The sequence below is a fragment of the Salegentibacter maritimus genome (assembly GCF_016236975.1).
Taxonomy (GTDB): domain Bacteria; phylum Bacteroidota; class Bacteroidia; order Flavobacteriales; family Flavobacteriaceae; genus Salegentibacter; species Salegentibacter maritimus.
In genome coordinates this window covers 281,662-308,070 of sequence record NZ_JAEHNY010000004.1, presented here as the reverse complement: position 1 = coordinate 308,070, position 26,409 = coordinate 281,662, and the positions used below count along the sequence as shown (strand labels likewise).

Genomic DNA, 26,409 nt, shown 5'->3' with positions numbered 1-26,409 from the left:
TCCCGGTCCATTAATTTAGGAATAAAACCTCCTCGTGAAGAACCTGTAGAATCATGCAAATATTTCCCTACTACTTCACTGGAGTTAGCAAGACCATTAGGATGTTGAGAAGATTTGGAATTAAGTAGAATTCGGGCAGAGCTACAAGCACTGGCAGCTAATATTACCACTTTAGCTTTAATTTCGTAATCTTTTAAATTTTCTTTATTTATATAAGAAACCCCGGTAGCTTCCCCCTCACCGTTGGTCAATACTTCTCGAACCATAGCATTAACATACAAATCTACATTTCCTGTCTCTGTAGCCGGTTTTACAAGCACTGATGATGATGAAAAATCGGCGTATGCCATACAGGATCTTGAGCATTGGTTACAAAAAAAACAGGCTCCTCTTTCCTTATTAACAGGCTTGGTAAGTATAGACAAACGTGAGGGAATCATAGGGATACCGGCTTTTGTAGCACCTTTTTTAATATACAACTCGTGAAGTCTTGGTTTTGGAGGAGGTAAAAAGAACCCGTCTGGTTCGTTTGGAAGGTTTTCTTTAGTACCAAATACTCCTATTAACTTATCAACTTTATCATAATAAGGTTTCACATCTTCATAACCTATGGGCCAATTATCGCCTTTGCCATCAAAATCCTTTCTTTTAAAGTCTAAAGGACCAAAACGCAAGGAAATACGTCCCCAATGGTTGGTTCTTCCCCCTAGCATCCTGGAGCGAAACCATGAAAATTCGGTGTTATTATTTTGGGTATAGGGTTCACCTTCTAATTCCCAACCACCATAAGCCATATCAAAATCACCAAAAGGCCTGGTACTACCCGCTCCTCTTCGGGGCGACTCCCAGGGCCATCTAAGTTGGGTACGTTGCTCATTATTAGCAGGGTCAAAATCGGGACCGGCTTCCAGCAATGCTATTTTAAAACCGGCATCTGCCAGTAGTTTTGCAGCCATACCGCCACCAGCTCCAGACCCTACTATGCAAACATCATATTTTGTTGGTTGCTTCTTTATTTGAAATGACATATTAACAAATTTTATAACTAAACCGGTTAAGCTTACATGGCAAATATATAATATATTTTGAATAAAACAAGTTTAAATTTAAATACATCCTATTTTTTATTTATATATTTTGTTTAATTCTGAATTCCACTGACTTTTCTGTTAATTTACTTTAATAAAATGTTATAATTTAAATTTTATAAAACCCTTGTTTATTGAATATTTCAGCATCAAAATGGACGAGGCCACTAGAAAAATTTCCTTTAGAAACTAAAAAATATAGAATTGTGATTATGTAAACTTCAAGCTTGTATTTCAGGAAAAAACATTAAATTTTTGAATGATAAATATTGATAAGAAATTCAGATCTATAATTTAAAAAAAACACCTTTAAACATAGATTCAAAAAACTTTTCAAATATTTAATTTTTAGAAATTAAGCAGACCTAATGACAATGCTAAAAAATAGTAAGATGACTATTTAAAAGATAAGATCAATGGGGTATCATCCCTATTTCGACCTTACCCAACCTGAATTAGCAGATAGCGAAGGATAATTCAATAGATGTAATAATTTAGTAAATAGATAAGAGAATCAAACAAAATCTCTCCTATTTATATATAGACAGATAACGATAAGCTTTAAATTGAATGATAAAAAAGAATTTCTAAACCTTACAAATAATTAAAAAATTAGTTTACCGGGAAAGTAAATTTCTCCGGGGCAAGCCCACGGAGCATTATTGAGGAACACGCTTTCAGACTATATACATTTACTAACGAGGCAAGCCTCGGGGTATTTACCCTCCTAGAATAAAGAAATTGATCATTTACCTTTATTTCTTATAACACTTTAATTCCGCAGAATTAAGTGTTATAACTCATCCCATTCCCCTTACGTGCCTCCAGGGAAAAGAGCTTCATTCACAAAAACCGGACACAAGTGAAAAACCGCCATCTTCTATTTCGCTTATTCCGCAAAAATGGCGGAATCACTTCACTCCAGATTCTGGATTTCCACTTAAGTCCTTTAAACGGATTTCATAATTGATTTAATTTCACTTCCTGTTACTTAAGTATTCTCCCTTTTTCAATAGATCTACCTCCTAGCCTTCACTGTCATTACTTTTTTCTGGAATGCAAAATACCAAGAATTAGAAGTTAGTCCGAACTGCATAAAGCCGATCCCTGCGCTCCCTTTTTATAAGTACTCCCTAATTCTAATTCTTGAAAATGTATCAGCATCAGAAAAAGGTAACAGTGACGGCTCTACGGAAAGTAAATCTAATAACCGAAAAATGAAATCATACAAAATCCACAAATAGGTAGCGGAATTAAAAAATCAAAAAAGGAAAACGCTCAGGATACAATAAGTAAATCACCTCAAAATAGCTCAAAAAACAAATAAAAAAACAAGAAATATTCAAAATCGAGGCAAGCCTTAGAATATATAAATCTCGATTATCGAGTAAATCAGTTAAAAATCAATTATAAACCTTTAAATCTTTTAGTTATGAAAACGCTTAGAAACACAGTACAGTTAATTGGAAATGTGGGGGAAGACCCAAAAACGCACAAATTTGAAAATGGGATGTTAGTGAGCCGATTTTCTCTGGCTACTAATGAAACATTTTTTAAGGATGGTGAAAAAGTTCAAGAGACACAATGGCATCAAATTGTTGCCTGGAATAAACAGGCAGAACTTACTAGCAAATTTATCTGTAAGGGAAAAGAAATTGCTATAAACGGTAAGTTAACATACCGGTCTTATGATAACGAAGCTGGAAAAAAACGCTATATCACCGAAATCCTGGTTAATGAAATTTTGTTACTGGGAAACTCAACACAGGAAAAATAAATTAAAAGCAAAGAGGACGTCATCGTCGAAAATTGCGCCCTCTTTCATTATCTAACTTTAAACAAATCAATAATGGAAACCAAAGTTAATGAAATTGCCATAAGTTACAGCGGAAGTATTAAAACAAAATTGCTTCCCAAAGTTTCTTCTTCACGTGATGCTGCCAACCTATTATATAAGCATTGGGATAAACAGAATATTGAACTTTACGAGAGCTTTAAAATGTTACTCCTTAATAATTCCAATAAGGTAAAAGGTATTTATACACTTTCCAAAGGTGGGATTACCGGTACCTTAGTAGATGTTAGAATTGTTTTTGCGGTAGTACTTAAGTCTGTTACGACCTCAATAATTCTTGCTCATAACCATCCGTCAGGAACTTTGAAGCCTAGCCAACCCGATAAAATGCTAACTGAAAAAATTAAAAAAGCAGGGAAACTTTTTGATATTAAAATACTGGACCATATAATCTTATCGCCAGATGGAGAGTATTTTAGTTTTGCCGATGACGGGATATTATAACGAGAAATAAAGATTTTTAAAACGGATTATGAGGTTCATGATCCGTTTTTCTTTTTACGAAATTCTCAAAAATCTGATCATTTATCAATAGTAAACTCTAAAGATTTCCTTTTTAAATCATAAAAAACAGGATTCAGTTTTTAGGAATTTAAAAGGCTATTAAATTCATTTTAATAGTCAGTTTTTTTGTCCCTGCGGGACGAAAAGGTAGAGCAAGAGGATAACGGGCAGAGCCACGTTAAGAACTACCTTTTTAAATTTAAAAAACTGATTAACAGTTATTTAAATTATTTAATTCAAAGATCAAAATTATAAAAAAGCTGATTTATTACTAAAAACCCTTGAAACCAATTAAAAAATGGTAGAAATTTTACTAAAAAATGGATGAAGAATATAAAAAAGAGAAGTTCGAGACTCTTAAGATCAAGACTTCCGTAGCCAAAAAATTTAGACGGTTCAGCCGGGCTTTATCTAAATCTCAATCAATGACACTATTATCGATGGTCGATTTTTTTAAAATGAATAATATCTCTCCCAATGAAATGATGGGGCCACAAATGCAAACTCTGGAAAACCTTATTAAAAAAAGAATTAATGCAGTGATCGCAATCTTGAAGGATATGGAGAAAAACAAAGTAAATCCCACTTTAGGCATTTTGGAATCTTTAATGGAAACTGCAGATCCTAAGAATAATTACGAGAATCGAAAAAGGGATTATGAGGAAGATGACAGCGATCCCGATTTCTATAAATAAAATATTATGTATATCACCATTACACCACAAAAACTTGGCGCAAATTATTCTCAAAGTGCCGCGGATTATGTTGATTACCTTGAAAAAGAAAATCAGCTTCCTGGTATAGAAGAAAAAGATCACGAGCTTTTTTTTAATCAGGAAGAGGATGGAATCTCTCCGGAGACGGTTGTTAAGGAAATAGATGCCAATACTGCCAAACTGGAAAAGAGGGAACCGAAATTTTATTCTATAACCGTAAACCCATCACAATATGAATTGAAAAAACTACAAAACAGTTCTGAAGCTTTAAAACAATATACCAGAGCAATTATGAAAGATTATGCCTCCAGCTTTAATCGGGAAATAAATGGTAGGCCCATTAGTGTGAACGATATTAAATATTTCGCAAAGATCGAACACCAAAGAGCATTTAAAGGCACAGATTTCCAGGTGAAGGAAAACCAGCCTTATGCTACCAAAATACTGGAACTTAAAAATCAGATTCGGAAAATCGAACGCGGGGAAATGCAAGGAAGTTTAAGTTCTAAAAAACAGCAGATTCTTAAATTGGAAAAAGAAGCTCCTTACCAGCAAAACGGCCAACGCATTGTCCAGGGAATGCCTAAGGAAGGAAATCAGAGTCACATTCATATCATAGTAAGCCGAAAAGATGCTTCCAATTCTTACAGCCTATCGCCCGGCAGTAAGTATAAAGCTTCGGAGGTTGAACTGAATGGTAAACTGGTAAAACGAGGATTTAACCGAGATCTCTTTTTTCAAAAAGCAGAAAAGACATTTGATAATCAATTTCATTATCAACGCAACTTCGTAGAAACTTATAAGGCGAGGAAAGATTTTATAAAGAGTCCGAAAATGTATTTTTCGGCAATTGCCGGACTTCCGGCTTCAGAAAAAGCTTTGGCTATAAAAATGCTGCGGCAAACCGGAATACCTATGGTCCCGGCTATCTCTATATCCAAAGCTCAACTAACTGTAAAATTTATTAAAACTATAAAGAAAGGTATTCAAATTGCCTCTAAATCTGCTTCAATTGGAATTTAAATCAACTAGTTATGGAAGTCAATTTTCTAAATATTATCTTATGCATTGCCATCGGTAGCGGGATTTTCTTCCAAATGTATAAATTCACCTCTTTTGCATTTCCTAAAAACCTAGTTGTATGCGGTTTATTCCTTTGGGCACTACTACCTGATGATCCTTCATTAAAGGAAATAGCTAGCATAGCCCTTTACTTGGGATGTCCTCTTATTTTAAGCAATACGGTTCTTTACGTTTTTATACCGAAAAAGGAAACATCAAAAACTGAAAGTAAGTACCTGGTACAATTTAAAACTGAGAACGGTAGTTTTAAAATTAACAATATTAAACGCGGTGTATCAATTATAGGGGCGGCTGGTAGCGGAAAAACAGAAAGTATAGTTTACAATTTATTACAACATTTTAGCGGGAATTCTTTCTGCGGACTTATACACGACTATAAAGATTTTGAGATTACCGAAATGGCTTATCCCCTATTTATAAGTCGAAATTTGAAGTTTTATATACTTTCGTTTGATAAAATACTTCATCGCGTAAATCCAATTGCTCCTAGATATATGGAGAATGAAGAAGATATTAATGAGGTTTCCCGGGTCTTGATTGAGAACCTACTGGAGCAAAAAGAATCAGGAGCCACCGGGGTTGGTAAATTTTTTAACGATGCAGCGCAGGGATTGATCTCCGGACTGATATGGAAACTGAAAGTTTCATTTCCGGAATATTGTACCCTACCCCACCTCATTGCGATTTATCAATATTTGGACACCGATGAGCTTATTGACTTTTTAAAGTCTAACCAGACTTCTCGAGCTTTTGCAGATGCGTTTATAAGTGGAAAAGATTCTGAGAGACAAACTGCCGGAGTTAAAAGTACCCTTTCTACAGCTTTAATGAAGATAAGTAGCAAACGTATTTTTATGGCATTAGCGGCAGATGATATTCCACTTAATTTAAATAACCCTAAGAATCCTGCAGTTATTTCTCTTGTAAATAACCCTAAATATGACTCAGCATACTCCCCGGTGATCGCTACGATAATGCATACTATTGTAAAACAAATGAGCGTGAGACATTCCCTATCATCTTTCCTACTTATTGAAGAAGCTCCCACTATAAGGTTATTAAATATGCATCGTATTCCGGCCACTCTTAGAAGTTATGATATAGCAACCGTATATGTGATGCAAGATAAAATCCAGAATGATATGATGTATGGAGATAAAGCCAGTAAGGCAATTTTAAGCAACCTCTCCTATCAATTCTTTGGAAAAGTTAATGACCCAGACACTGCGAGGTTTTATGAACGTTTTTTCGAAATTATAAAAGATGAAACTAAAACAGTAATGCGGGGAACCGGCCTGGACTTCGATACCAAAATATCGACCGGAGAAAAAGAAATCTACAAAATAAGGGCCAATGAATTCTTTAAATTAAAACAAGGCGAATTTATTACCTATGCCGATGGAATTGATAAAAAAGTTCAGTTTAAGAGACAAAAAATTATTCGGCGTACACCTGATGAAATCAAGTATTTTACCGACAAAGAAATAAATGAAAATTATATAAGAATATACAAAGAGGTGCGAAATATTTGCAAGGTTTTCAAGGACAAGAAAAAGAATAAAAAATCTGAGCAAATAACTTCCACCAGGGAAAATTAAGTAATAAAAGAATCGGCGTAATATATTAAAACAACTTCCCCTGCTCTCCTGCTCCGTCCTCCACCGGCTTTAAAAATTCTGGTGTGTTGCTATTGATATCACGCTTATAAATATTAGCTACCGAATGAGCTTTGAAATCTTCTTTTATAAATCCGTGGTTTACCAATTCTAGAATATCTTTATCGGATAAATCTTCACGGAGCCACTCTCCCTCAAAAGTTGGATCTAACACCAGAGGCATTCGCTTTTTTTTATTATGAATTTTTTCAAAGAAATTATTAGCCTCAGTAGTTACCAGGCTAACACTCCAATAATTAGAATCAAATTCATTATAGATGCCGGCAAAAGTAAAGAGCTTACGATTCTCTAAATAACAGTATTTTGGTACAGCACTTCCTTTAAAATTATCATTAGGATAATGGGGCTCAAAAAAACCATCGGCCAAAATAAGACAACGCCTTTTCCGTGCTGGTTCTTTGTAAGTATTAGATTTTAACAGAGTTTCCCCTTTGGCATTTAAAGTATTGTATTTACTCCTGAACGAAATAATATCTTTTTCACCCCAGGGAGCTATTAGACCCCATTCCATAGGATAAATATGTGCAGGATCTTCTAATGGGATACAAAACAGATTTGGATGGGTAAAGCCAGAGATATGGTAGTAAGGCTCATAGGTTTCAACATATAACATTTCAGCACCTGTATATTTTTCAATAGCTGCTAATTTTTTGGTAAGACTAGTTTCGTAACACATATTAAATAAATTGGATTTTATCCTATTATTTGGATTTTTACCTACTTTTGCTATTAAGCTTTAATAAAATGAAAATTTACAAAAAATACTATTTACATAATTTAATCTTGCCACTTTCTTCCTGTGGGATTTCCGCGGGTTTTCCCTCCCCGGCCGATGATCACCTGGAAGATGTCATTGATTTAAACCATCAGTTAATTAGAAATAAAGAAGCTACTTTCTTTGGTAGAGCCGAAGGCGATAGTATGATTGATGCAGGAATAGGTAACGGAGATCTTCTGGTGATTGATAAAAGTTTAAGTCCAAAAAATAATGATATCGCTGTTTGTTTTTTGGATGGTGAATTCACAGTAAAACGTATTAAAATTGAAAAAAATATTATCTGGCTGGTAGCCGAAAATAAAAACTATAAACCTATAAAAGTAACGAAAGAGAATGAATTTGTGATTTGGGGAATTGTAACTCACTGTATAAAAGATTTGTAAATGTTTGCCCTGGTAGATTGTAATAATTTTTACGCGAGTTGTGAACGGGTTTTTGATCCTTCTTTACATAATAAGCCGGTAGTTGTACTATCTAATAACGATGGCTGTGTTATTGCACGTAGTAATGAAGCCAAAGCTATGGGAATCCCAATGGGAGCCCCGGCATTTCAATTTGAAAAAGATTTTGAAGCGAAAGGAATTTCTGTTTTTTCTAGTAATTATTCGCTTTATGGAGATATGAGCGGCCGCGTTATGAATATTCTTTCTCAATTCACTCCCGATATTGAAGTTTATTCTATAGATGAATCTTTCTTGAAATTTAATGGCTTTGAATTGTATGATCTGGAGCGAATTGGAAAAGAAATGGTAGAACGTGTGTTAAGTCATACTGGGATTCCAATAAGTGTTGGCCTGGCTCCCACTAAAGCGCTGGCTAAAATTGCCAACAAGATTGCCAAAAAATTCGCCAATCGAACCGGTAGTGTTTATGCGATAGATTCAGAAGAAAAGAAAGAAAAGGCATTACGCTGGACAAAGATTGGTAATGTATGGGGTATTGGCCGAAGACACGAAGAACGCTTTTTAAATATCAACGTCAAAAATGCCTGGGATTTTATTCAGCTTCCTAACGATTACGTTCAAAAACAGATGAGTATTGTGGGTTTGCGGCTAAAACGGGACCTATCTGGAGAATCCACACTCGATTTTGAAGAAGTAAAGAATAAAAAAAATATTGCAGTGACCCGAAGCTTTGATAAGATGTATAGCGGTTTTAATGATCTTAGAGAGCGGGTAGCCACTTATACTACCAAAGCTGCAGCAAAACTTCGTAAACAGGATTCAAACTGCAGTTTACTGTATGTGTTCTTAAATACCAATCCTTTTAGAACTGACTTAAAGCAATACAGAGCTAATATGGTGGTTAAACTTTCCAATCCTACACATTCCACTATGGTATTGACCAAAGCTGCCTTATACGGACTTAAAAAAATATACAAACCCGGCTACCAGTACAAAAAAGCAGGCGTAATAATAATGGGAATTTCCCCTGCTTCTGAAAGGCAGCTTTCCTTATTTTCTGAAGAAGATCCTCGGCATCAATTGCTGATGAAAACTATAGATAGACTAAACAAAGCGGAAAACGGGAAAGTGAAATTTGCCGGAATGGATCTTGGCCGCACCTGGAAGATAAAACAGGAAAGATTGTCAAATCGATACACCAGCAGGATTGATGAGATTATTCGGGTTAAAATTTAGCTAAACCTCAATCTAATTTTTAATTTCCAGGAACAAACAAATATTTAACCAGTTAAATATGATAACTTTAGGAGAATGAAAACTCTTTGCCTGATATTAATATTTACACCTTTTTTCCTAAGGGGGCAAGAAATTTATTACTCTCCGCTCACAGAAACCTATCCTAACATTTTCAAATCAGAGTTTAAATGGATTGACCGTAGAATTGTTTTTGAATCAAATGACGTAACTATTGTAACTGAAACAAAACAAGGGAAGGATATAGAGGTTTTAAATATTCAAGAAACTCGATATATTGATGACCGTCTTATACTATTGTGTCAAAACAGAAGTAAGCGTAAAATAACCATTGCTTTACCAGAAGAAAATGAGGAACTACTATATATAGATTATTATTATCGTTCCCCTAACACTAATGAAGAGATACAGATAAGGTTTCACGTTGAGGAAATGCAATTAGAGAACGAAGAATCTATAAAAATCAATATTGGATAAGATTCTCGATTTTCAAAAATTAATTTCAATTACAGAAAACCGTAATAAGTAAAATGGAAGTTTATATACATTGGCAAGGTATTTTAAAACCATTAAAGTGAGCAATAATTACTATTTCTTTGTCACATATTATTAACTCTACCTGGTGTACAGTCCATTACATTAATTTTAGGAAGAACTTAAATTTTGAGTTATTATATAACGCGGTAGATATTTATTAAACATAATTTAAAACCCTATTTTTAGGCTCCAAATCCAATTCCGTTTATGAAGTCAACTGAAATCGAGGAAAAAGTAAAAACGCTCTTCCAAAATTTTGATCGTGAGAATTTTATCTATAATTTATTAAGAGCTTATGGAATTTCAAAAACCTCTATAACCCGCTTAAAAAAAGGAGATTTCAACCTTTCCAAGAATGAAGGGGAGATTCTTTATAAGAAGAAAATGCTTTTTAAAGAAACCGACAGTGACCAACTACTGGCGATTATCGATGATTTATCTAACGAAGAGAATTTAAAGCATAATCCCCGCTTTGTGGTGGTGACTAATTATAAAGAATTAGTAGCCAAAGATACGAGAACCGGGAAAAACCTGGATATCGCATTAAAAGACCTGCCTAAAAATTTCAGTTTCTTCTTACCCTGGGCCGGCCAGGAAGTTTATGCGGCCAAAAATGAAAATGAAGCTGATCGTAAGGCTTCATACCGAATGGCTAAGCTTTATGATATACTAGTAACTGAAAATCCAGAGGTTGCCGAAGATTACGGCCATAACCTGAATGTATTTTTCTCCAGGTTATTATTCTGCTTTTTTGCTGAAGACACCGATATATTTCCGGTAGAGGGAATGTTTACGAACGCTCTAATGCAGCATACCCAAAAGGATGGTAGTAATGTCCATTTGTTTCTGAGTAAGCTGTTTAAAGTACTTAATACCAAAGATAATAGTAAAGAGGCAAAATACCTTAGTGAATTCCCATATGTAAATGGTGGTTTGTTTAAAGATGAGATTGTGCTTCCTAAATTTAATGCTGAAGCACGAAGAATAATTGAAGAATGCGGCGACCTGGACTGGAAAGAAATCAATCCTGATATTTTTGGTTCGATGATCCAGGCGGTTGTGCATCCCGGGGAGCGTGGAAATTTAGGGATGCATTATACTTCTGTGCCTAACATTATGAAGGTGATTGAACCTTTATTCTTAAATGATCTTTATGAAGAATTGGAGAAAGCTAAGGGAAGTGCCAAGAAACTCCGCAGACTAATAACCCGTATCAGTAAACTTAAAATATTTGACCCTGCCTGTGGAAGTGGTAATTTTCTCATTATCGCATATAAAGAATTGCGAAAGCTAGAGATTGAAATTTGGAGGGAAATTCTGGAAGAAGAAAAACAGCAGAGTTTTATTTATTCTGAAATTAAACTCACTCAGTTTTACGGAATAGAGATCGATGATTTTGCCCACGAAATTGCGATGCTTTCATTATGGCTAGCAGAACACCAAATGAATAAATACTTTGAACAGGAGCTTGAAATGGGAAAATCCAATCCGCTCTTACCTTTAAAAGAATCGGGACAAATTATTCGTGACAATGCTACTCGTTTAGACTGGAGCCAGGTATGTTTCAAAGGCAAAGAAGATGAAATATATTTATTGGGAAATCCTCCCTATCTAGGAGCTCGAAAACAAAATAAAGAGCAAAAAAATGATATGGCAATTGTTTTCAATGATCTTAAAGGTTATAATAATCTGGATTATATTGCTTGCTGGTTTTTAAAAGCTTCAAATTATATATCAGACAATCCTATTAAAGCGGCATTTGTTTCTACGAATTCCATATGTCAAGGTGAGCAAGTAGCCTTATTGTGGCCGCACATCTTAAGTAAGGTAGAAATGGGATTTGCCTATCACTCATTTAAATGGACTAATAGTGCAAAAGGAAATGCTGGAGTTACTGTAATTATCTTAAGCTTACAAAATTATAAAAGCGGATACGAAAAATTTATAGTTACTTCTACAGCAATTAAACAGAAGGTGAAAAATATAAACCCCTATCTTATTGATTATAAGAATATATATGTGACCAAACGGAGTAGTCAAATAGCCGGTTTGCCCAAAATGGTTTTTGGGAGTATGGCAAATGATGGTGGACATTTAATTTTAAGCAATGAAGAATATATTTCTATTGTAAAAGACTATCCTGTTGCGAAAAAATTTTTAAAAAAATTCATTGGAGCTGTTGAATTTATGAAAAGTGATTTTAGGTGGTGTATTTGGATAGAGGATAAAGATGTGGATGAAGCTTTATCAATATCAGCGATTAGTAATAGGATAAATGATGTTAGAAAATCTCGCTTAAATAGTAGTAGAACAGCTACTAAAAAATTGGCAAAAGAACCTTTTAAATTTGGTGAAATTCGACATCAAAATACTCATTCAATATTAATTCCAAGAGTGACTTCAGAAAGAAGAGAGTATCTTCAAATTGGCTTTTTTGATGATTCAACTATTATTTCAGATCGAGCGCAGGTTATCTATGATAGTGATCCTTTTGTTTTCGGAGTTCTTTCTTCTAAAATGCATTCTGCTTGGTCTGATGTAGTTTCGGGGCGCCTAAAAACAGATATTAATTATTCAGTCTCCTTAACTTATAATAATTTTCCTTTTCCAAAAATTTCAGATAAAGAAAAAGAGCGAATCAACTTGCACGTTTTTTCAGTGTTGGAGGAACGCGAAAAACATCCGGAAAAAACAATGGCACAATTATACGATCCTAAAAAAATGCCGGCTGGTTTACGCCAGGCTCATAAAGAACTGGACGAAGCCATAGAACGTTGCTACCGACTAAAACCATTTGAAAATGATACCGAACGCCTGGAATATCTTTTTAAGGAATATGAAAAGATGGTAAAAAAGAAATAGGAAAAATTAGGTTCTGTTAAGATGGAAGAAATAAAAAAACGGCAGCATTATGTTTGGAAAGATTATCTACGCTCCTGGGCAGAAAGTAATGATTTAATTCCTACTTATTTTAAACAACAGAAAAAGACTGCTAAACCTAATTTAAGAAATGTAGCTCAGGAAATTTTTTTTTATGAATCCGCAGAATTTACTAAAGTAGAACTAAAGCAACTTTTAGACATAACGTATCAGTTGTCAAACGAAAATTCTTTAGAATCCTGTTTAAGTATTTTTTCAGCTTTTACCTTTTATTCTGAAATAAAAAATCAATTAATAGAAAAAAAAATTGATTTTAGTGAGAGTGATATCAGGTTTATTAAAACAAACTTTATCGAAGATTTACATTCTGATTTTGAAGGTTATGGAAGAAAATTAATCAAGGTAAAAACATTTGAAGATTTAGCTTTTTTAAAAGATAAAGAAGAACTATTACGTACGCTAATTTATTTGTGCATTCAATACTCACGCACGAAGCCTATGAGAAATAAATTTCATAAATCTTCTATTTCCAATAAACTTAGTAATCCTGTTTCTATGATATTCGCTATTAGTATGGCAAATAGACTAACATTTGATAAAAACTTATGTTTTACATTCTTAATTAATCAAACTGCTGTAAACTACATCACAGGAGACCAACCAGTAATTAATTTGGCAGATATAAGTGGGAATGGTTCGGTTGAAGAAATTATCCTTTATTATCCTATAAATCCCAAAACAGCTATTCAGATTAATGTTATAGATGATAAATCCTCTTTTGAAACGGAAAAAATAGAAACTTCAGAAGTAGTAAATGAATTAAATTCAAAAATATACCAACACGCTGACAACTTTGTTTTTAGTGATTCAGAAGAGCAGATTTTAAAGTATGGAGAAATATAATATTGATAAAAAATAAAGTTCGGAAATATACAGAACTTTAATTATCTTTGTAATTAGATTGTAATGAGGTTAATCAATAGAAAGGCACTTGAAAAACTTAAAAGAAAGAAAAGAGGCAATGCTTCCCTGGCCAAAGAAATTGACCTGTTAATTGAAGACTTTGAGACTCATAACTGGCAAAGCCAGGAAGAGTTAAAACAAGATCGAAAGGATGCAGATTGCGTTCATTCTGAAGGTTTTTATTTTTTCAATATAGAAATTCATAGAACAATGATTCTTATTGAATTTGAGGATAATGAAGCTTCTGTAATATGGGTGGGAAGTCACCAGGAATATGAGCGGATTTTTAAAAACAATAAAAGTGCCATTGCCAATTGGTTAAAAAGTAAGGACTTAATCTAGATAGTTATGAAAACACAATTTGATGTAGATAGCTTCCTTGAAAAAGGAAAGATCCAAAACGAACTGGATTTTGAAAGAGCTTTGATTGCTGAAAGAAAGCTAAGGGTGATGGCAAAAGAGAACCCAAAATTAAAAGCTGTCCGGAAGAAGCTTCGCGATCTTATAGAAGCCTACGAAAATAAAACCTGGTCATCTGATGCTAAAATCTCAGAAGATAAACTTAAAGAAAGTGATTGGGCAGAACAGACCGCAGAAAAAGAGCGGCTTTTTATTCATAACAGGAAAAAATTAATTAAAAGTAAGCTGAAGGAGTTAGATCTTTCGCAACAAGATTTTGGAGTGATTTTAGGGCATACAAGCAAATCCTATATGTCTGAACTGATGAATGGGGTAAGTCCTTTTTCTTTAAAAGATCTGGTGGTTATAAGTCAACTCCTAAAAATTGAGTTAACTGATCTGGTACCAACATTTTTGCCTCAAAAAGAAAGAATCAAAATCAAGACTTCCATCAAAAAATTAGATAATCCTAAGCTTAGTTTAAGCGAAGATGATTTTGCCCTGGCTTAAATTCATTTTGCTCCGATCTATTAATTTCACCCACTATCTTTAATAAAACTTATGCCAGATTTAGTCCACGTTACCTACAAACAAACCGGAAAGAGTAAAAAAACCAATGAATACGGTATGCGCGAAATGCAGGCTCGGGCTTATGACGCCAGAACAGCGCAGTATTTATTAATTAAAGCTCCACCGGCTTCTGGGAAATCACGGGCTTTAATGTTTATTGGCCTGGATAAATTGAGAAATCAGGATATTAAAAAAGTTATAGTAGCAGTACCCGAACGGTCTATTGGAAATTCTTTTTCTTCTACAGACTTAAAGACTTACGGTTTTTTTGAAGATTGGAAGCCTAATCCTGTATACAACCTATGTACTCCCGGTGGCGAAAAAAGTAAGGTAAATGCCTTTATCAATTTTCTGAAAAGTGATGAAGAGATTCTTATTTGTACTCACGCTACGCTGCGGTTTGCTTTTGATGCCATTGAAGAAAAAGATTTAAATGATACGTTGCTTGCCATTGATGAATTCCACCACGTTTCTGCAGATGCTACTAATAGACTTGGAGAAGTATTGCGTACTATAATGGAAAAATCCAATGCTCATATAGTCGCGATGACGGGATCTTATTTTAGAGGAGATAGCGTGCCGGTTTTACTTCCTGAAGACGAAGCAAAGTTTATAAAGGTTAAATATGATTATTACGAGCAATTGAATGGTTATGAATACTTAAAATCTTTAGGGATTGGATATCATTTTTATCGAGGGAAATATACCGGGGCAATTCATGAGATACTGGATGAAAGTAAAAAAACGATTATTCACATACCCAGCGTAAATTCCGGCGAATCAGAAAAGGAGAAATACGAGGAAGTTAATCGCATCATTGATAGTTTAGGAGAATTAGATTATCAAGATCCTACAACTGGTATTTTATATGTAAAAAGCAAAGATACCGGGAGAACATTAAAAATTGCCGACCTGGTAAATGACAATCAAAAAGACCGGGATAAAATTCAGAATTATCTACGGGGAATTAATGATGCTGATGATATCGATATTATCATAGCCCTGGGAATGGCGAAAGAAGGTTTTGACTGGCCGTACTGCGAGCACGCTTTAACGGTAGGTTATAGAGGATCGTTAACTGAAATTATTCAGATTATTGGCCGGGCCACTCGGGATAGCAAGAATAAAAATCACGCGCAGTTTACTAATTTAATTGCCCAACCAGATGCAGCCGATGATGAAGTAAAGTTGTCAGTAAATAATATGCTGAAAGCAATTACTGCTTCACTTTTAATGGAACAGGTACTTGCTCCAAATTTTAAATTCAAGACTAAAGACGATTTTAAGGATTATGATTCTGATGAGGATGAAGAGAATGAAGCAAATGAAGGTGATGAGAACCATATTTATATAAGAGGTTTTAAAGAGCCCTCTACCCAAAAGGTGAGTAACATTATAGAATCTGATTTAAATGATCTTAAAGCGAAAGTATTACAGGATGATGATATGATTAAGGCAATGCCGGGCAATGTTGAGCCGGAGGTAATCAATCAGGTCTTAATTCCTAAAATTATCAGGGAAACTTATCCCGATTTAACCGAAGAAGAAGTTGAAGAAGTTCGGCAACATATTGTGGTGGATTCTGTAGTTAAAAATGGAACTATAGAGGAACAAGGTGATAAGCGATTCATTAAAATGGCTGACAGTTTTGTGAATATAGAAGACATTCATATTGATCTTATAGATAGCATTAATCCATTTCAGAAAGCTTTTGAAATCCTTTCAAAATCTGTTACCGCTTCTGTATTTAGAGCAATTCAGGAAACTATAGATGCTTCCCGAATTACAATGACTGAAGAAGAGGCTATAATTTTGTGGCCTAAGATTAAAGATTGGGTTCAGAAAACCGGTAACCAACCTGATATTAAATCCTTAGATCCTAAAGAAAAAAGAATGGCTGAAGCCGTTATCTTCCTGAAGGAATTAAAACGCAAACAGAAACAAAATGTCTAAGAAGAAATTAAGTATAGAAGATATATTTGAGGACGATGATTTAGGTATTTTGGAATCTAAATCCAGTAAGACTTCGGTAAAATCTGAAGATCAACGCTTGGTGGACTCTTTTGAGGAAATTAATAGCTTTATTGATTCCAATGGCAAAGAGCCGGAGCAAGGTAACGGAATAAGCGAAATGCGTTTGCAGTTGAGGCTTCAAGGCTTTCGATCATCAGATCATAAAAAGGAAATTTTAAAGCCCTACGACAGGCATAATCTTTTATTTCAAAAGCAAACTCCAAAGTCGGTCACCGATATTTTTGATGATGACGAATTGGATATTCTAAATCCTGACGCTGAAGCTGAATCTATATTTGATTTTAAACATACCCCAAAGAATGTAGAAAGGGCAGAATCTGATTTTGTGGCTCAAAGAAAACCTTTAACCGATCAGGAATTTGAACCATACAAGAACCTTTTTAAGCAAGTGCATAAAGAGATAAAATCTGGCAAAAGGATTCTAAAAGAATTCAAGAAGGCAGATAAAAACCTGAAGGAAGGGCACTTTTATATTGTTGATGGTATGCTTTGTTACCTGGAAATTGCAGATATTTCTTTAGTAGAGATGGGCGATAAATCTGGAAAGCGACTACGAAAAGAAGGTCGGACTCGTACAGTATTTGATAACGGAACCTATAGTAATATGCTTTATCGCTCCTTAGGCAAAATACTAACGAAAAACGGTAGAATAGTTTCAGGCACCGATGAAGCTGCAGAAAACGAACTGGCAGCTAATGCCACCCAAGTAGAACCAGAAGACGTTGAAAGTGGATGGATTTATGTTTTACGTTCAAAATCTAAAAATCCGGAAATTGCTTCTATAAAAAATCTTCACAAAATCGGCTTTTCTACTGTTGACGTTAAAAGGAGGATCGTTAACGCCGCGAACCAATCCACTTATCTCAATGCCGATGTAGAGATAGTAGCTACTTTTAAATGCTTAAATTTAAATACTCAAAAATTCGAAAACCTGATTCACCGCTTCTTTAAAGATGTCCAGCTTCAAATAGATATTTTAAGCCAGGGTAACCAACGTGTTTCCCCCAGGGAATGGTTTGTAGTTCCCTTACCAATTATTAAGAGAGTGATCGAGCTTTTCAATACAGGGGAAATCATGAATTACCGGTATGATGTGGAGAACGAAGGTATTATTGAAAAGTCTGCCTAGACATTAACCTCTTAATAATGCCAACAACAAAAATTAAATTAGCTGAATTATAATGCAAGAGCCAAATAAAAAAAACATCCCTGATTTTCAAAGTATAATGCTTCCTTTACTAAGATTGTTAGAAGACGGCAATCCGAAAAGTCTGAATACAGTTATGGAAGAGTTAACTCAACATTTCCAATTGAGTCAAGAGGAGATAAAAATAAAAGTTCCTAGTGGACAAATGGGTTTATTTCGTAATCGTGTGGGTTGGTCTAGAAGTTATCTTAAAAAAGCTGGTTTGATAATTTATCCACAAAGAGGAACATATAAAATTACAGAATTCGGAAAAAATTTTTGGCTAATAATCCTAAAGAATTGCGCATAAAGCAACTCAAAAAAATGCCAGAATATAAAGAATGGGTTAAAACATTTAATCAGGATAGTGATCCCATTGAAGAGAAAAATATTGAAACCAATAGTGCCACTGACACACCAGAGGAAATTTTAGCTACTACAATAGAAAGTCTCAAGAAACAACTAGCGAGTGACTTATTAGATAAACTAAAGGAAAACAGTTTTACTTATTTTGAAAATTTTGTAATTGAGCTACTACATAAAATGGGTTATGGTAATTTTAGAGAAGATGCAAAACAAATAACAGGAATGACCGGTGACAATGGAATTGATGGCGTTATTTCTCAAGATCGGTTGGGTTTAGAAAATGTCTATATTCAAGCTAAACGTTTTACCGATAACTCTGTGGGCTCTACTGATATTAGAAATTTTATCGGCTCACTTGCTTTAAAAGGAGTTAATAAAGGTGTTTTTCTAACGACTTCGCGTTTTTCTAAAAGTGCAATTCAAACAGCAGAAGATAGTAAACAGCAGAAAATTATATTAATTGATGGCCAACAATTAGCAAATCTGGCAATTGAATATAATTTGGGAGTGCAGACTCAAAAAACAATTGAAATTAAAAAAATAGATATTGATTATTTTGAGGAATAATTAGCTTCCAATTACTTAAAGGGGTACCGTACAAAATAAACTCTATCTGAATAGAATTATTTACAAAAATTGTAACTGGTATATCAGTACTGTCCTAAAAAGGCCCCTTCTCCCTCACTCCCCTTTCAGTCACTTTCCAACGTCCATTTTCTTTAATTAGCTTAAAGGTTTCGGGCTGCTCTTCATAAGCTGTGGTAAATTTTACCCAGGCAATATCACCGTCTTCGGTTTCCTGTAAAACTTTAAAATTAGAAGTTTCCGTTTCGGTAGCCGTGAACATATCCTGAATACTTAAAAATGCCTGAAAGCTTTCTTCGGTGGTATATTTTTCCAATATAGGAAGGTCCTTTTCGTAAAAACTTTCCACTACAATTTTCGCCGTTTCAGTATGAGATTTTTCTGTTTCGGCACAAGCCATAAAAATAACAAATATTGCAAGGGATAAGATTCTTTTCATAGTTCTATCAATTAGGATGATTAATAACCTTATGTTTTAATTTCAATTTTATATCACGTTCTCCGTTTTGCTCTTTTAAATCTACCCTTACCACTTTATCCTCAGCTATAGAGAATTTAGGCAGCACATATACAAAGCGTCTGGATCTATTCTGTCTAATTATTTCAGGCTTCAAATATTTATAAACCGGTATCACCGGTAATTTCTGAATAGATTTCTTCTTTCCCTGCTTCCTGGTTTCTACAAAAATATCTAAATAGGCCGGTTCATAATCTATAGATGAGTTATTAATAATTTCAAACACAAAATATAACTCCGAGCCATTAAAAACTAAATTTTCAACATTCAGCTCTATTCCGTTCTTACGTTTTCTATGCTCACCAATCGACTGTTCGCTACCTAACAGATTTGCACTTAAATCGCGATATTGATTATTTTTGTCTTCCAATTCTTTTTCAGTCGGAAGCTCTGAATACACTTTTTCACTTGCTCTATTCTCTTCGTTAATTCGAGAAAATTCGTAACCTATTTTTGATGAATCTGCTATAAAATAATTTATCTTTTCCAGCTCTTCTGAATACTTTACAATATACGAAAAAATAGAACCTTTAGAACTGATAACCAGTAAATTACTCTCCTCACCCGGAACCGCCTGCAGTAACCCCAGGTTTTGTTCCAATTCTCTGTTATAAGTAAATACAAAATTTTCTGAACCTGTAATTCCCTGCCTGATCGGGTCTGGAAAAACCAGGGCCACATTCATTTTATCATTAGCATAAATCGTATCTAAATTTTGTTGAGCAATTAAATCTATGGCACCAACAATCATAAGTGCGATAATTAAAACTTGTTTTTTCATAATTTCTATGGGTTTATTTTATCTTAAAATGAGTTTATAATTATTGGTAACCAACACCTTAACTTTTCTATTGTTACGCTGAAACAATTGTTTAAGTCCACCTACTTGTGGTAAGCCTGTCACATTTATATCCTGAATAATATCGCCAATTACTTCTTTTGTGGCATCGGCGCGAATATTGTTTTCAACATAAATGCCTTCACTACCATCTTGGAGATCATAAGCTTTTAACTTTACTGGAACATGCGCTATATTTTCTATTTCAATCAAAGCCCGGTTAGGCTGAAAACTGATAAATCCATAAATAGGTGAATTTTTGGGGAACTTAATCCCATTGATTGTGGCACTATCAAGCAATCTCATTTTTAAACGGTAACCGTCTTTTACTACCTGGTCTCCATCAACTTCCACTAATACATCTGAGATGGAAGTTTTAGAGGTATTTGGCTTACTGTTAACCTGTGGAGAAATAGCATAAAATAACTGATGAGCGAGCCCTATTTCTTTTGGTTTTACAGAAGCAACCTCAGGAGTTGTAGGTTCCTTTATTTCATCTTGAAGTGGTTCATCCCCGATTTCGTACTCATATTCATTTTCATAATTATATGCTCCATAAGACATGGAATTATTTTCATAAATACTATCTAATAATTTTTCTTTTGCACGTTGGGGTAAATTGGAATCGTAATATCCCAGGGAGTCCATATATTTTTCATCATAGATACTTGGGATTGTTGTTTCACGTACTTCTTTTAAAGCATTAACTGCATCGAGTTTAGATTTAAAATCTTTCTGTTCTTCCTGAAGTTCTGGCACCAGGGTATTTTTTAGCTCAGATGGGGTTTCACTATCTTCTCCGAAGATTAAAACACTATAAGCCACTATAAATGTTATAATGACGGCTAGCACAGAACCAAATACAATCTTCTTTTTATCAATTTTCATCTTCCAGTTTTTTTAAGGCATTTTCAAAATAATTAGTGATCAATAGACCGTGGGTATTATTTGGAAAGTTCCGGTCTACGTTTATTAGATTTCCTGAGGAAACCAACTCATATCGATCTACAGTTTTTCCCCGGTTAACCTCAAAGACTGTTTTGGTTTTAAAAGCGTAGGGTTCATTTGCAATATCCACCTCCGATTCTATGCTAATAACTTTCTGCACCAGTGAATACTGTAACAGCCTATTATAGACTCCATCGGCCTTTTTTTGCCTATAAACATTATCTACCGAACTGTTACCGAGCCAAAGGGCTTTTTCCAGGTTTCGCTCGTAATTTGTAGCATCAATATTGTAGAAATAGGTGTGGAATAATTCTAAATGAGCTTTTGCTTCTATTTCCAAATTTTCTTTTTGGGTAATCCACTTTAAGGGAATAACGCTACCATCGGTATTAATCGCAAAAGCATTATTCAAAGCATTGCGATGAATATCAAAAACCATCCAACCAAAATAAAGGCTGGTAATTACTGCTCCGCAAACTGCAGTAAGTACTATAAATCGGTTAATTTTTAAAACCGAATAAATACTCTTATAAGGTGTTTTCATTTTGAATTTTATTTTTTAAAGTTTTAATAGAATTTTGATTGTAGGTTTTATATGAATATTACCCCGTAAAAAGTCTTAAGGTAAATGAGGTTGCGCGGGAATAGAGTTTGAATTTGAGAAAAACAATAAAAGCTATAGAACCTGCTTCTACGATCATCCCTATAATATTGTTATTCGAAGTAGTACCCAGTAAATTAGACCAGAAGTTCGCATTGATCTCTGCATATAAATTATTTACAAAAACATTGACCAGGAAAAATGCCGGCACTAACATATATACGGCGGCATACAACCTAAAAAAGTTATAGGCCATATCCCTGAATTTTTCAAAAACAGCAAGGCTAATTACCAAAGGAAAGAACGCCTGCATAATCCCTAATAGAAAAAAACGTTCTGCCAGAAAAAGCGGATATATAAATAAGTCTATTACCCATAAAAACAAGCCTACCACAAAGGAAATAACTTTTACAGGATAGAGAGGTGTAACTAAAGCTTCATATAACAAAGCCATTGCTTTTTTGGCCACTTCTAATGCACCTACCTCCTGTTCAATCTCAATATCTTGTAATTGAAGTGGAATAAGTGCCGGCGCGGTATCTTTATATTCCGTTTCAATACTCACCAGAATTCCGTCAAAAACATTCAAAATCTGTGTAGAGAAAATAACCAGAAGTACAATAGCAAAATTCTTTGCTAATTCACCAGGACTTAAGCCCCAGGTATAGCCGCCGTTTTCGGCTATACCCTCGTTATATTTTTTTAGAATATTCACCAAAAAGAACATCACGGCCAGGGCCTTCATACCCGTAATGGCATACTGCGAAAACTCGCTGCTTTTTATAGTTTGAAAAACGGTGTCTATATATTCAAGACCAATTCCTAAAAAGATGCCAGCTTCCATAATCAATATTCTTTAGTCCTGTTATTGATTTTATCCTGCATTTCCCTGAAGGAAATAATATCTTTATAGCGTCTGGTCTTTAAAGTAATTTCTGCAAGCATTTCTTTAGACCTCAATTCACTTTCCCTGAGCATTTGGGTTCTTTCAGCATCACTCATTTTAAAATAATCGCTGGTCAAAACCTTATCGATAAAATCTAAATCATCTAAGGAGCTTTCGAGAATTGCATTAAATGAATCGGAGATACGGGTTATTTCTTCTTGTTTAATATAGGGTGAGTGTAGAATTTGTTTAACATCGCTCTTTACAGTCTTAAGTAAAATTTGGTAATTTTTGGAAAGTTCTTTTACTGCTTTAATTTGCTTTAAAACATTATTCACTTTTTCAATATTCTCTTTCTGCTTTTTGAGGAACTCTACTGTTTTTAATAACTGACTGGTTTGTTTGGCAGACTCAACAAGGGATTTGGCAAGGCTTATAAAATTGGTATTATCATACACCGGCATCCCCTGGCTGAAAAGTTTCGAACTTATTGTTAGGCAGAACGCAATTGTAAAAGATAGCCTTGTGATTGTCTTTTTCATAATTTAGATGTATTTGAAGTGAATTCCTTAATAGCTTCCTCCATACTTCCAAGTTTTGTATAAAGTTGCATTATGCGATCATTTTCTGCCCCATCAGTTAAATAGGCAGCGTAAACCTCTTTTGGCACTTCCAACCTAAACACATTGCTCTCTTTACCTATCTTGATAAAGATTTCGGTGTACTTTCGATCTCCGATAAAATTGTTTTTGATTGATTTTAACTGATTTAAATCGTGACTGGAGAGGTTTAACCTTTTTTGAAGCTCTTCATAGCCTTTTTCGTTGCGAAGGCTGTAGATTACCTGTGTGTTCTCCAAAATGCTTGAAGAAGTCGAGTTGTGGGGAAGCTGATTTATAGATTGAAGAATTATCCCGATCGCACCATTCTGTTTTCTAATGGCCTGGTAATAAAACTCCACACTCTCCAATACGTTTTCAAACTTTAGCTGTTTGGCAAATTCATCGAAAAGAATAATTCCCTTTTCTGCCCGGTTTCTCCAAATGGTTCTTTGTATGGCAGATTTGATCAATTTCAGCATTACTGAAAGGATCTCTTTATTATCCTTTACTTCATCCAGCTCAAAAACAATTAGTCTTTTATCCTCAATTTTATAAGTCTGGTCCTCTCCAACTTCAAATAGAAAACTGTAGATTCCATCTCCCACATATTCTGACATTATGTGCAGGAAATTATTGATATTGAAGTAGTCTGGATGGATCTTAAGGTCTTCCAGAATATCTGTTTTATGTCTTTCGATATACTGGTAAAAACTATGCAGGGAATAATTACCACTAAAATTGGTATAATAATCCAGTAAAATCTTTTTTATAGAAACCGATTGAGCTTTTGAAACCTTAAAATCTGAAGCAAATAGTTCGAAAATAAATTCAGACAAATCCTCTAACCTATCAGCCGTAAGATCATCGGGGCTGCTTATGTAGAAAGGGTTGATGCCCAAGCTTTTTCCGTTTTCATAGCGCAAAATGGTATAATCATTAGGATAAAGCTTTGCGAATTTGGTATAGGATCCGCCCAGATCAATGATTACCAGGCGAACCCCACTTTCAAAATACTGGCGAAGTATATTGTTGGCCAGAAAAGATTTACCCTCTCCGGTAGGGGCGAAAATGGCAAAATTTCTGGCCTTGATCCTTATCTTATTTTCATCCCAAACATCTTTTAACACAGGGATATTATACTCCCTGTCATTAAAAATAATTCCTCTGGAATCTGATTTATAATTGGTGTTATTGATAAAAAGACATAGCGAATGTTTTAGATCTGTGACATAGAGGTCTTCATTGGAGAAATTGGAAGAAAAACAGAAGTAGCTATTCAGAAAATAATTCTTGCGCTCCTCCCCTTTTGGGTAATATGGAATTATGTCAATAAGTTTAAATTCTGTTTTTATCCTGGCATTTATAGAAGATAAATGTATCCGGTCTTTATGCCAGTAAATAACATTTAAGTGGCCCCGAATTATCCTGGAAGTATCATCGTTATTGATCTGTTCCAGAATATTTTGAATTTTATTGAGTACCACCTTATTCTGAGAACCAAAATTGGAGCTCTTGTTCAGCTCTTCCACCCTGGCATCGAGTAGTTTTCTCCATTTCTGCCGATCGTCCAGGTAGATGACCTGATTTACAATATGGTTTTCCTTTAAATTGAGTCCGAGACCGTCTATAAAACCCTGGTGAAATATAAAATCGTCTGAGGTAAACCTATCGTTGGTTTTACTACTCTGAACACTTTCCCCGAAACACAATTCACTGTTTACCGCCAGTACGTCAAAATTGTTATCTCCAACTCTAATACTATTCTTATCCAGTAGAATATTGGTATCGAAGCCTTCCTGAAAACCGTTAAAAAATTCTGTTGAAATACTTTTAATTTTAGTTTCTGTTAGTGGAATGAATTCCAACTTCCTACTGTTGTTTAAATAGGAAACAGCATCATTTACTGAATTTTGGAACTTCTTTAAATTATCATCAAGTTCAGTGGTAACATTTCGGTTTACTTTTTTAAATGGATTTACATATTTAGCCCGATTAAAGGCTTTGTTCCCAGTATAGATAAAAAAGAAATAACTCCGGTGCTCTAAATATTCCCTGCCTTTGAAATAAGAATGAGTAGCTTTTTCCAAAAATGTATTCTTAGGTAATTTCTCTGCAGCATAATTTCTTTTTAAATAAATATCCTGCTTATGAATTACGATTCCGGTAGGTAACGACTTGAGAGCCTGGAACCAGGCACTATGAATTTCTTCAAAATCATTTTCAGATAAACTGTAGATCTCAGGAAGAATGGCCTGAAAGGCTATAATAACGTTGCCGTTGGCAGCAAATACCATATTTTCACGTAATTCGGCAATGGGTGGTGATATAGATAAATTAATCTTGTTCATAATTAATATCACTTAAGCGTTTTGAAGAAATAGTTTGAGGAAAGACTTTTAAAACCTGAAATAAATAGGGATTACGGCTTAGCCTGGTGAGAAGTATATAAAGGAGAATGTTAAAAATAAAAGTAAGAATTATCATCCCAAGGCTAAACGAAAAGATAATTACCAATAGCGATCCTATTATCGATAGCATCATTAGAGCAAAGAGCGAAACCGGCAATCCCCAGATCATCGCCCTTTTTCTAATATTACGGTAAACCTCAAAACTTTTCATTACACTACTATTCCAATGAGGTATGTAAATATTCCCACAACTGCGCCGGCAATAAGCGTAAATACCAAAACCCGGGTAATTCCTTTTTTTAAATCGGCATTCTCGCCAAAAAAATGACCGGCGTTAAAAAGAAATCCGACTAGAAAAATAACACCAAGGATAACGGGGAAAATAGCACGAACAGTGTCGGCTATATCATTAACCGAATTTTCAATCCCTCCTATTTGGGCAAATAGAGGAAAGGAAACCAGTGATAAAAGGACTGATGAATAAATTGTTCTTTTCATAATGTTCGTTTGTTATTCTGCTTAAACAGAATTGATTGATTAATTGTATTTGATGATTAATTTGAAATTATTATGAAAAGGAAAGCCTGGAACAAATGCGCTAAACTTTAACAGACATTGGGACAGAATGCGGTAATATTCGCATAAAAAAGAATGCTTTATTGAATTCTATTTAAACTACGAAGAATTTCAAAGCCGAAAACTGGGTTAAGTTTACAATTAGGAATTTAGGT

General features: G+C 34.5%; 27 protein-coding genes. 16 read left to right on the top strand and 11 right to left on the bottom strand.

The genetic code is table 11. The features are described 5' to 3' along the window. Positions 1-1,028 (bottom strand): GMC family oxidoreductase N-terminal domain-containing protein (locus I6U50_RS06385; RefSeq protein ID WP_198638241.1); only part of this gene is annotated, 1,028 nt, incomplete at its 3' end. Between the two features lie 1,492 nt (positions 1,029-2,520). On the opposite strand from I6U50_RS06385, the gene I6U50_RS06380 reads away from it, so the two are divergent. The 5 genes from I6U50_RS06380 (at position 2,521) to I6U50_RS06360 (ending at position 6,844) form a co-directional block, all read left to right on the top strand. Continuing rightward, positions 2,521-2,865, top strand: coding sequence for a single-stranded DNA-binding protein (locus I6U50_RS06380; RefSeq protein ID WP_198638240.1), 345 nt, complete (start codon positions 2,521-2,523; stop codon positions 2,863-2,865). A 72-nt stretch (positions 2,866-2,937) separates the two neighbouring features. Next, entirely contained in the window at positions 2,938-3,387 is a 450-nt protein-coding gene (locus tag I6U50_RS06375; RefSeq protein WP_198638239.1) for a JAB domain-containing protein, read from the top strand. A 380-nt stretch (positions 3,388-3,767) separates the two neighbouring features. Then, on the top strand, positions 3,768-4,142 hold the full coding sequence (locus I6U50_RS06370; protein WP_198638238.1) for a BfmA/BtgA family mobilization protein: 375 nt from the start codon (positions 3,768-3,770) through the stop codon (positions 4,140-4,142). A gap of 6 nt (positions 4,143-4,148) precedes the next feature. After that, entirely contained in the window at positions 4,149-5,186 is a 1,038-nt protein-coding gene (gene mobB, locus I6U50_RS06365) for a MobB family relaxase (protein ID WP_198638237.1), read from the top strand. 11 nt (positions 5,187-5,197) lie between these two features. Further along, positions 5,198-6,844 (top strand): type IV secretory system conjugative DNA transfer family protein, encoded by a 1,647-nt coding sequence (locus tag I6U50_RS06360; RefSeq protein WP_198638236.1) that lies wholly within the window; start codon positions 5,198-5,200, stop codon positions 6,842-6,844. Positions 6,845-6,869: 25 nt separating this feature from the next. On the opposite strand, the gene I6U50_RS06355 is transcribed toward I6U50_RS06360, so the two are convergent. Beyond that, positions 6,870-7,598, bottom strand: a complete 729-nt coding sequence (locus I6U50_RS06355) for an SOS response-associated peptidase (RefSeq protein ID WP_198638235.1) — start codon at positions 7,596-7,598, stop codon at positions 6,870-6,872. A gap of 68 nt (positions 7,599-7,666) precedes the next feature. Here I6U50_RS06355 and I6U50_RS06350 point away from each other — a divergent pair, with 68 nt between their 5' ends. The 11 genes from I6U50_RS06350 (at position 7,667) to I6U50_RS06300 (ending at position 18,860) form a co-directional block, all read left to right on the top strand. Next, positions 7,667-8,083, top strand: coding sequence for a LexA family protein (locus I6U50_RS06350; RefSeq protein ID WP_198638234.1), 417 nt, complete (start codon positions 7,667-7,669; stop codon positions 8,081-8,083). Continuing rightward, a complete protein-coding gene (locus I6U50_RS06345; protein ID WP_198638233.1) occupies positions 8,084-9,340 on the top strand; it encodes a Y-family DNA polymerase in 1,257 nt (418 codons plus the stop codon). A gap of 75 nt (positions 9,341-9,415) precedes the next feature. Then, positions 9,416-9,835, top strand: a complete 420-nt coding sequence (locus tag I6U50_RS06340) for a hypothetical protein (RefSeq protein ID WP_198638232.1) — start codon at positions 9,416-9,418, stop codon at positions 9,833-9,835. Positions 9,836-10,102: 267 nt separating this feature from the next. Further along, a complete protein-coding gene (locus tag I6U50_RS06335; RefSeq protein WP_198638231.1) occupies positions 10,103-12,757 on the top strand; it encodes a class I SAM-dependent DNA methyltransferase in 2,655 nt (884 codons plus the stop codon). 21 nt (positions 12,758-12,778) lie between these two features. Continuing rightward, positions 12,779-13,678, top strand: a complete 900-nt coding sequence (locus tag I6U50_RS06330) for a DUF4238 domain-containing protein (protein ID WP_198638230.1) — start codon at positions 12,779-12,781, stop codon at positions 13,676-13,678. Between the two features lie 63 nt (positions 13,679-13,741). Then, positions 13,742-14,080, top strand: a complete 339-nt coding sequence (locus tag I6U50_RS06325) for a type II toxin-antitoxin system HigB family toxin (RefSeq protein WP_198638229.1) — start codon at positions 13,742-13,744, stop codon at positions 14,078-14,080. A gap of 6 nt (positions 14,081-14,086) precedes the next feature. Further along, on the top strand, positions 14,087-14,647 hold the full coding sequence (locus tag I6U50_RS06320) for a helix-turn-helix domain-containing protein (protein ID WP_198638228.1): 561 nt from the start codon (positions 14,087-14,089) through the stop codon (positions 14,645-14,647). Positions 14,648-14,698: 51 nt separating this feature from the next. Continuing rightward, positions 14,699-16,660, top strand: a complete 1,962-nt coding sequence (locus I6U50_RS06315) for a DEAD/DEAH box helicase (protein ID WP_198638227.1) — start codon at positions 14,699-14,701, stop codon at positions 16,658-16,660. Continuing rightward, positions 16,653-17,870, top strand: a complete 1,218-nt coding sequence (locus I6U50_RS06310) for a GIY-YIG nuclease family protein (RefSeq protein ID WP_198638226.1) — start codon at positions 16,653-16,655, stop codon at positions 17,868-17,870. Before I6U50_RS06315 ends, I6U50_RS06310 begins: the two co-directional genes overlap by 8 nt. Before the next feature lie 52 nt (positions 17,871-17,922). Next, positions 17,923-18,237 (top strand): winged helix-turn-helix domain-containing protein, encoded by a 315-nt coding sequence (locus I6U50_RS06305; protein ID WP_198638225.1) that lies wholly within the window; start codon positions 17,923-17,925, stop codon positions 18,235-18,237. A gap of 14 nt (positions 18,238-18,251) precedes the next feature. Further along, positions 18,252-18,860, top strand: a complete 609-nt coding sequence (locus I6U50_RS06300; RefSeq protein WP_232805885.1) for a restriction endonuclease — start codon at positions 18,252-18,254, stop codon at positions 18,858-18,860. Between the two features lie 94 nt (positions 18,861-18,954). On the opposite strand, the gene I6U50_RS06295 is transcribed toward I6U50_RS06300, so the two are convergent. From I6U50_RS06295 to I6U50_RS06255, 9 genes are read right to left on the bottom strand one after another with little or no spacing between them, the layout of a single operon-like run. After that, entirely contained in the window at positions 18,955-19,317 is a 363-nt protein-coding gene (locus tag I6U50_RS06295) for a nuclear transport factor 2 family protein (RefSeq protein ID WP_198638223.1), read from the bottom strand. Between the two features lie 7 nt (positions 19,318-19,324). Beyond that, a complete protein-coding gene (locus I6U50_RS06290) occupies positions 19,325-20,176 on the bottom strand; it encodes a DUF4138 domain-containing protein (RefSeq protein ID WP_198638222.1) in 852 nt (283 codons plus the stop codon). A gap of 18 nt (positions 20,177-20,194) precedes the next feature. After that, positions 20,195-21,121: a conjugative transposon protein TraM gene (traM, locus tag I6U50_RS06285; RefSeq protein ID WP_198638221.1), complete on the bottom strand. Its 927-nt coding sequence runs from the start codon at positions 21,119-21,121 to the stop codon at positions 20,195-20,197. After that, positions 21,111-21,725 (bottom strand): conjugal transfer protein TraK, encoded by a 615-nt coding sequence (locus tag I6U50_RS06280; RefSeq protein ID WP_198638220.1) that lies wholly within the window; start codon positions 21,723-21,725, stop codon positions 21,111-21,113. Before I6U50_RS06280 ends, traM begins: the two co-directional genes overlap by 11 nt. Before the next feature lie 58 nt (positions 21,726-21,783). Continuing rightward, entirely contained in the window at positions 21,784-22,626 is an 843-nt protein-coding gene (locus I6U50_RS06275) for a hypothetical protein (RefSeq protein WP_198638219.1), read from the bottom strand. Positions 22,627-22,628: 2 nt separating this feature from the next. Continuing rightward, complete coding sequence (locus I6U50_RS06270; protein WP_198638218.1) at positions 22,629-23,210, bottom strand: conjugal transfer protein; 582 nt, start codon at positions 23,208-23,210, stop codon at positions 22,629-22,631. Further along, positions 23,207-25,618: a TraG family conjugative transposon ATPase gene (locus I6U50_RS06265; protein ID WP_198638217.1), complete on the bottom strand. Its 2,412-nt coding sequence runs from the start codon at positions 25,616-25,618 to the stop codon at positions 23,207-23,209. The genes I6U50_RS06270 and I6U50_RS06265 overlap by 4 nt, the downstream gene beginning before the upstream one ends. After that, complete coding sequence (locus I6U50_RS06260) at positions 25,605-25,889, bottom strand: hypothetical protein (protein WP_198638216.1); 285 nt, start codon at positions 25,887-25,889, stop codon at positions 25,605-25,607. Before I6U50_RS06260 ends, I6U50_RS06265 begins: the two co-directional genes overlap by 14 nt. Further along, positions 25,889-26,176 (bottom strand): hypothetical protein, encoded by a 288-nt coding sequence (locus I6U50_RS06255; protein ID WP_198638215.1) that lies wholly within the window; start codon positions 26,174-26,176, stop codon positions 25,889-25,891. The genes I6U50_RS06260 and I6U50_RS06255 overlap by 1 nt, the downstream gene beginning before the upstream one ends. Between the last annotated feature and the right edge of the window lie 233 nt (positions 26,177-26,409).

Excerpts from the sequence above, each read along its gene's own strand:
- I6U50_RS06380 (WP_198638240.1), top strand. The coding sequence starts at position 2,521 with ATGAAAACGCTTAGAAACACAGTACAGTTAATTGGAAATGTGGGGGAA.
- I6U50_RS06375 (WP_198638239.1), top strand. The coding sequence starts at position 2,938 with ATGGAAACCAAAGTTAATGAAATTGCCATAAGTTACAGCGGAAGTATT.
- I6U50_RS06370 (WP_198638238.1), top strand. The coding sequence starts at position 3,768 with ATGGATGAAGAATATAAAAAAGAGAAGTTCGAGACTCTTAAGATCAAG.
- mobB (WP_198638237.1), top strand. The coding sequence starts at position 4,149 with ATGTATATCACCATTACACCACAAAAACTTGGCGCAAATTATTCTCAA.
- I6U50_RS06360 (WP_198638236.1), top strand. The coding sequence starts at position 5,198 with ATGGAAGTCAATTTTCTAAATATTATCTTATGCATTGCCATCGGTAGC.
- I6U50_RS06355 (WP_198638235.1), bottom strand. The coding sequence starts at position 7,598 with ATGTGTTACGAAACTAGTCTTACCAAAAAATTAGCAGCTATTGAAAAA.
- I6U50_RS06350 (WP_198638234.1), top strand. The coding sequence starts at position 7,667 with ATGAAAATTTACAAAAAATACTATTTACATAATTTAATCTTGCCACTT.
- I6U50_RS06345 (WP_198638233.1), top strand. The coding sequence starts at position 8,084 with ATGTTTGCCCTGGTAGATTGTAATAATTTTTACGCGAGTTGTGAACGG.
- I6U50_RS06340 (WP_198638232.1), top strand. The coding sequence starts at position 9,416 with ATGAAAACTCTTTGCCTGATATTAATATTTACACCTTTTTTCCTAAGG.
- I6U50_RS06335 (WP_198638231.1), top strand. The coding sequence starts at position 10,103 with ATGAAGTCAACTGAAATCGAGGAAAAAGTAAAAACGCTCTTCCAAAAT.
- I6U50_RS06330 (WP_198638230.1), top strand. The coding sequence starts at position 12,779 with ATGGAAGAAATAAAAAAACGGCAGCATTATGTTTGGAAAGATTATCTA.
- I6U50_RS06325 (WP_198638229.1), top strand. The coding sequence starts at position 13,742 with ATGAGGTTAATCAATAGAAAGGCACTTGAAAAACTTAAAAGAAAGAAA.
- I6U50_RS06320 (WP_198638228.1), top strand. The coding sequence starts at position 14,087 with ATGAAAACACAATTTGATGTAGATAGCTTCCTTGAAAAAGGAAAGATC.
- I6U50_RS06315 (WP_198638227.1), top strand. The coding sequence starts at position 14,699 with ATGCCAGATTTAGTCCACGTTACCTACAAACAAACCGGAAAGAGTAAA.
- I6U50_RS06310 (WP_198638226.1), top strand. The coding sequence starts at position 16,653 with ATGTCTAAGAAGAAATTAAGTATAGAAGATATATTTGAGGACGATGAT.
- I6U50_RS06305 (WP_198638225.1), top strand. The coding sequence starts at position 17,923 with ATGCAAGAGCCAAATAAAAAAAACATCCCTGATTTTCAAAGTATAATG.
- I6U50_RS06300 (WP_232805885.1), top strand. The coding sequence starts at position 18,252 with ATGCCAGAATATAAAGAATGGGTTAAAACATTTAATCAGGATAGTGAT.
- I6U50_RS06295 (WP_198638223.1), bottom strand. The coding sequence starts at position 19,317 with ATGAAAAGAATCTTATCCCTTGCAATATTTGTTATTTTTATGGCTTGT.
- I6U50_RS06290 (WP_198638222.1), bottom strand. The coding sequence starts at position 20,176 with ATGAAAAAACAAGTTTTAATTATCGCACTTATGATTGTTGGTGCCATA.
- traM (WP_198638221.1), bottom strand. The coding sequence starts at position 21,121 with ATGAAAATTGATAAAAAGAAGATTGTATTTGGTTCTGTGCTAGCCGTC.
- I6U50_RS06280 (WP_198638220.1), bottom strand. The coding sequence starts at position 21,725 with ATGAAAACACCTTATAAGAGTATTTATTCGGTTTTAAAAATTAACCGA.
- I6U50_RS06275 (WP_198638219.1), bottom strand. The coding sequence starts at position 22,626 with ATGGAAGCTGGCATCTTTTTAGGAATTGGTCTTGAATATATAGACACC.
- I6U50_RS06270 (WP_198638218.1), bottom strand. The coding sequence starts at position 23,210 with ATGAAAAAGACAATCACAAGGCTATCTTTTACAATTGCGTTCTGCCTA.
- I6U50_RS06265 (WP_198638217.1), bottom strand. The coding sequence starts at position 25,618 with ATGAACAAGATTAATTTATCTATATCACCACCCATTGCCGAATTACGT.
- I6U50_RS06260 (WP_198638216.1), bottom strand. The coding sequence starts at position 25,889 with ATGAAAAGTTTTGAGGTTTACCGTAATATTAGAAAAAGGGCGATGATC.
- I6U50_RS06255 (WP_198638215.1), bottom strand. The coding sequence starts at position 26,176 with ATGAAAAGAACAATTTATTCATCAGTCCTTTTATCACTGGTTTCCTTT.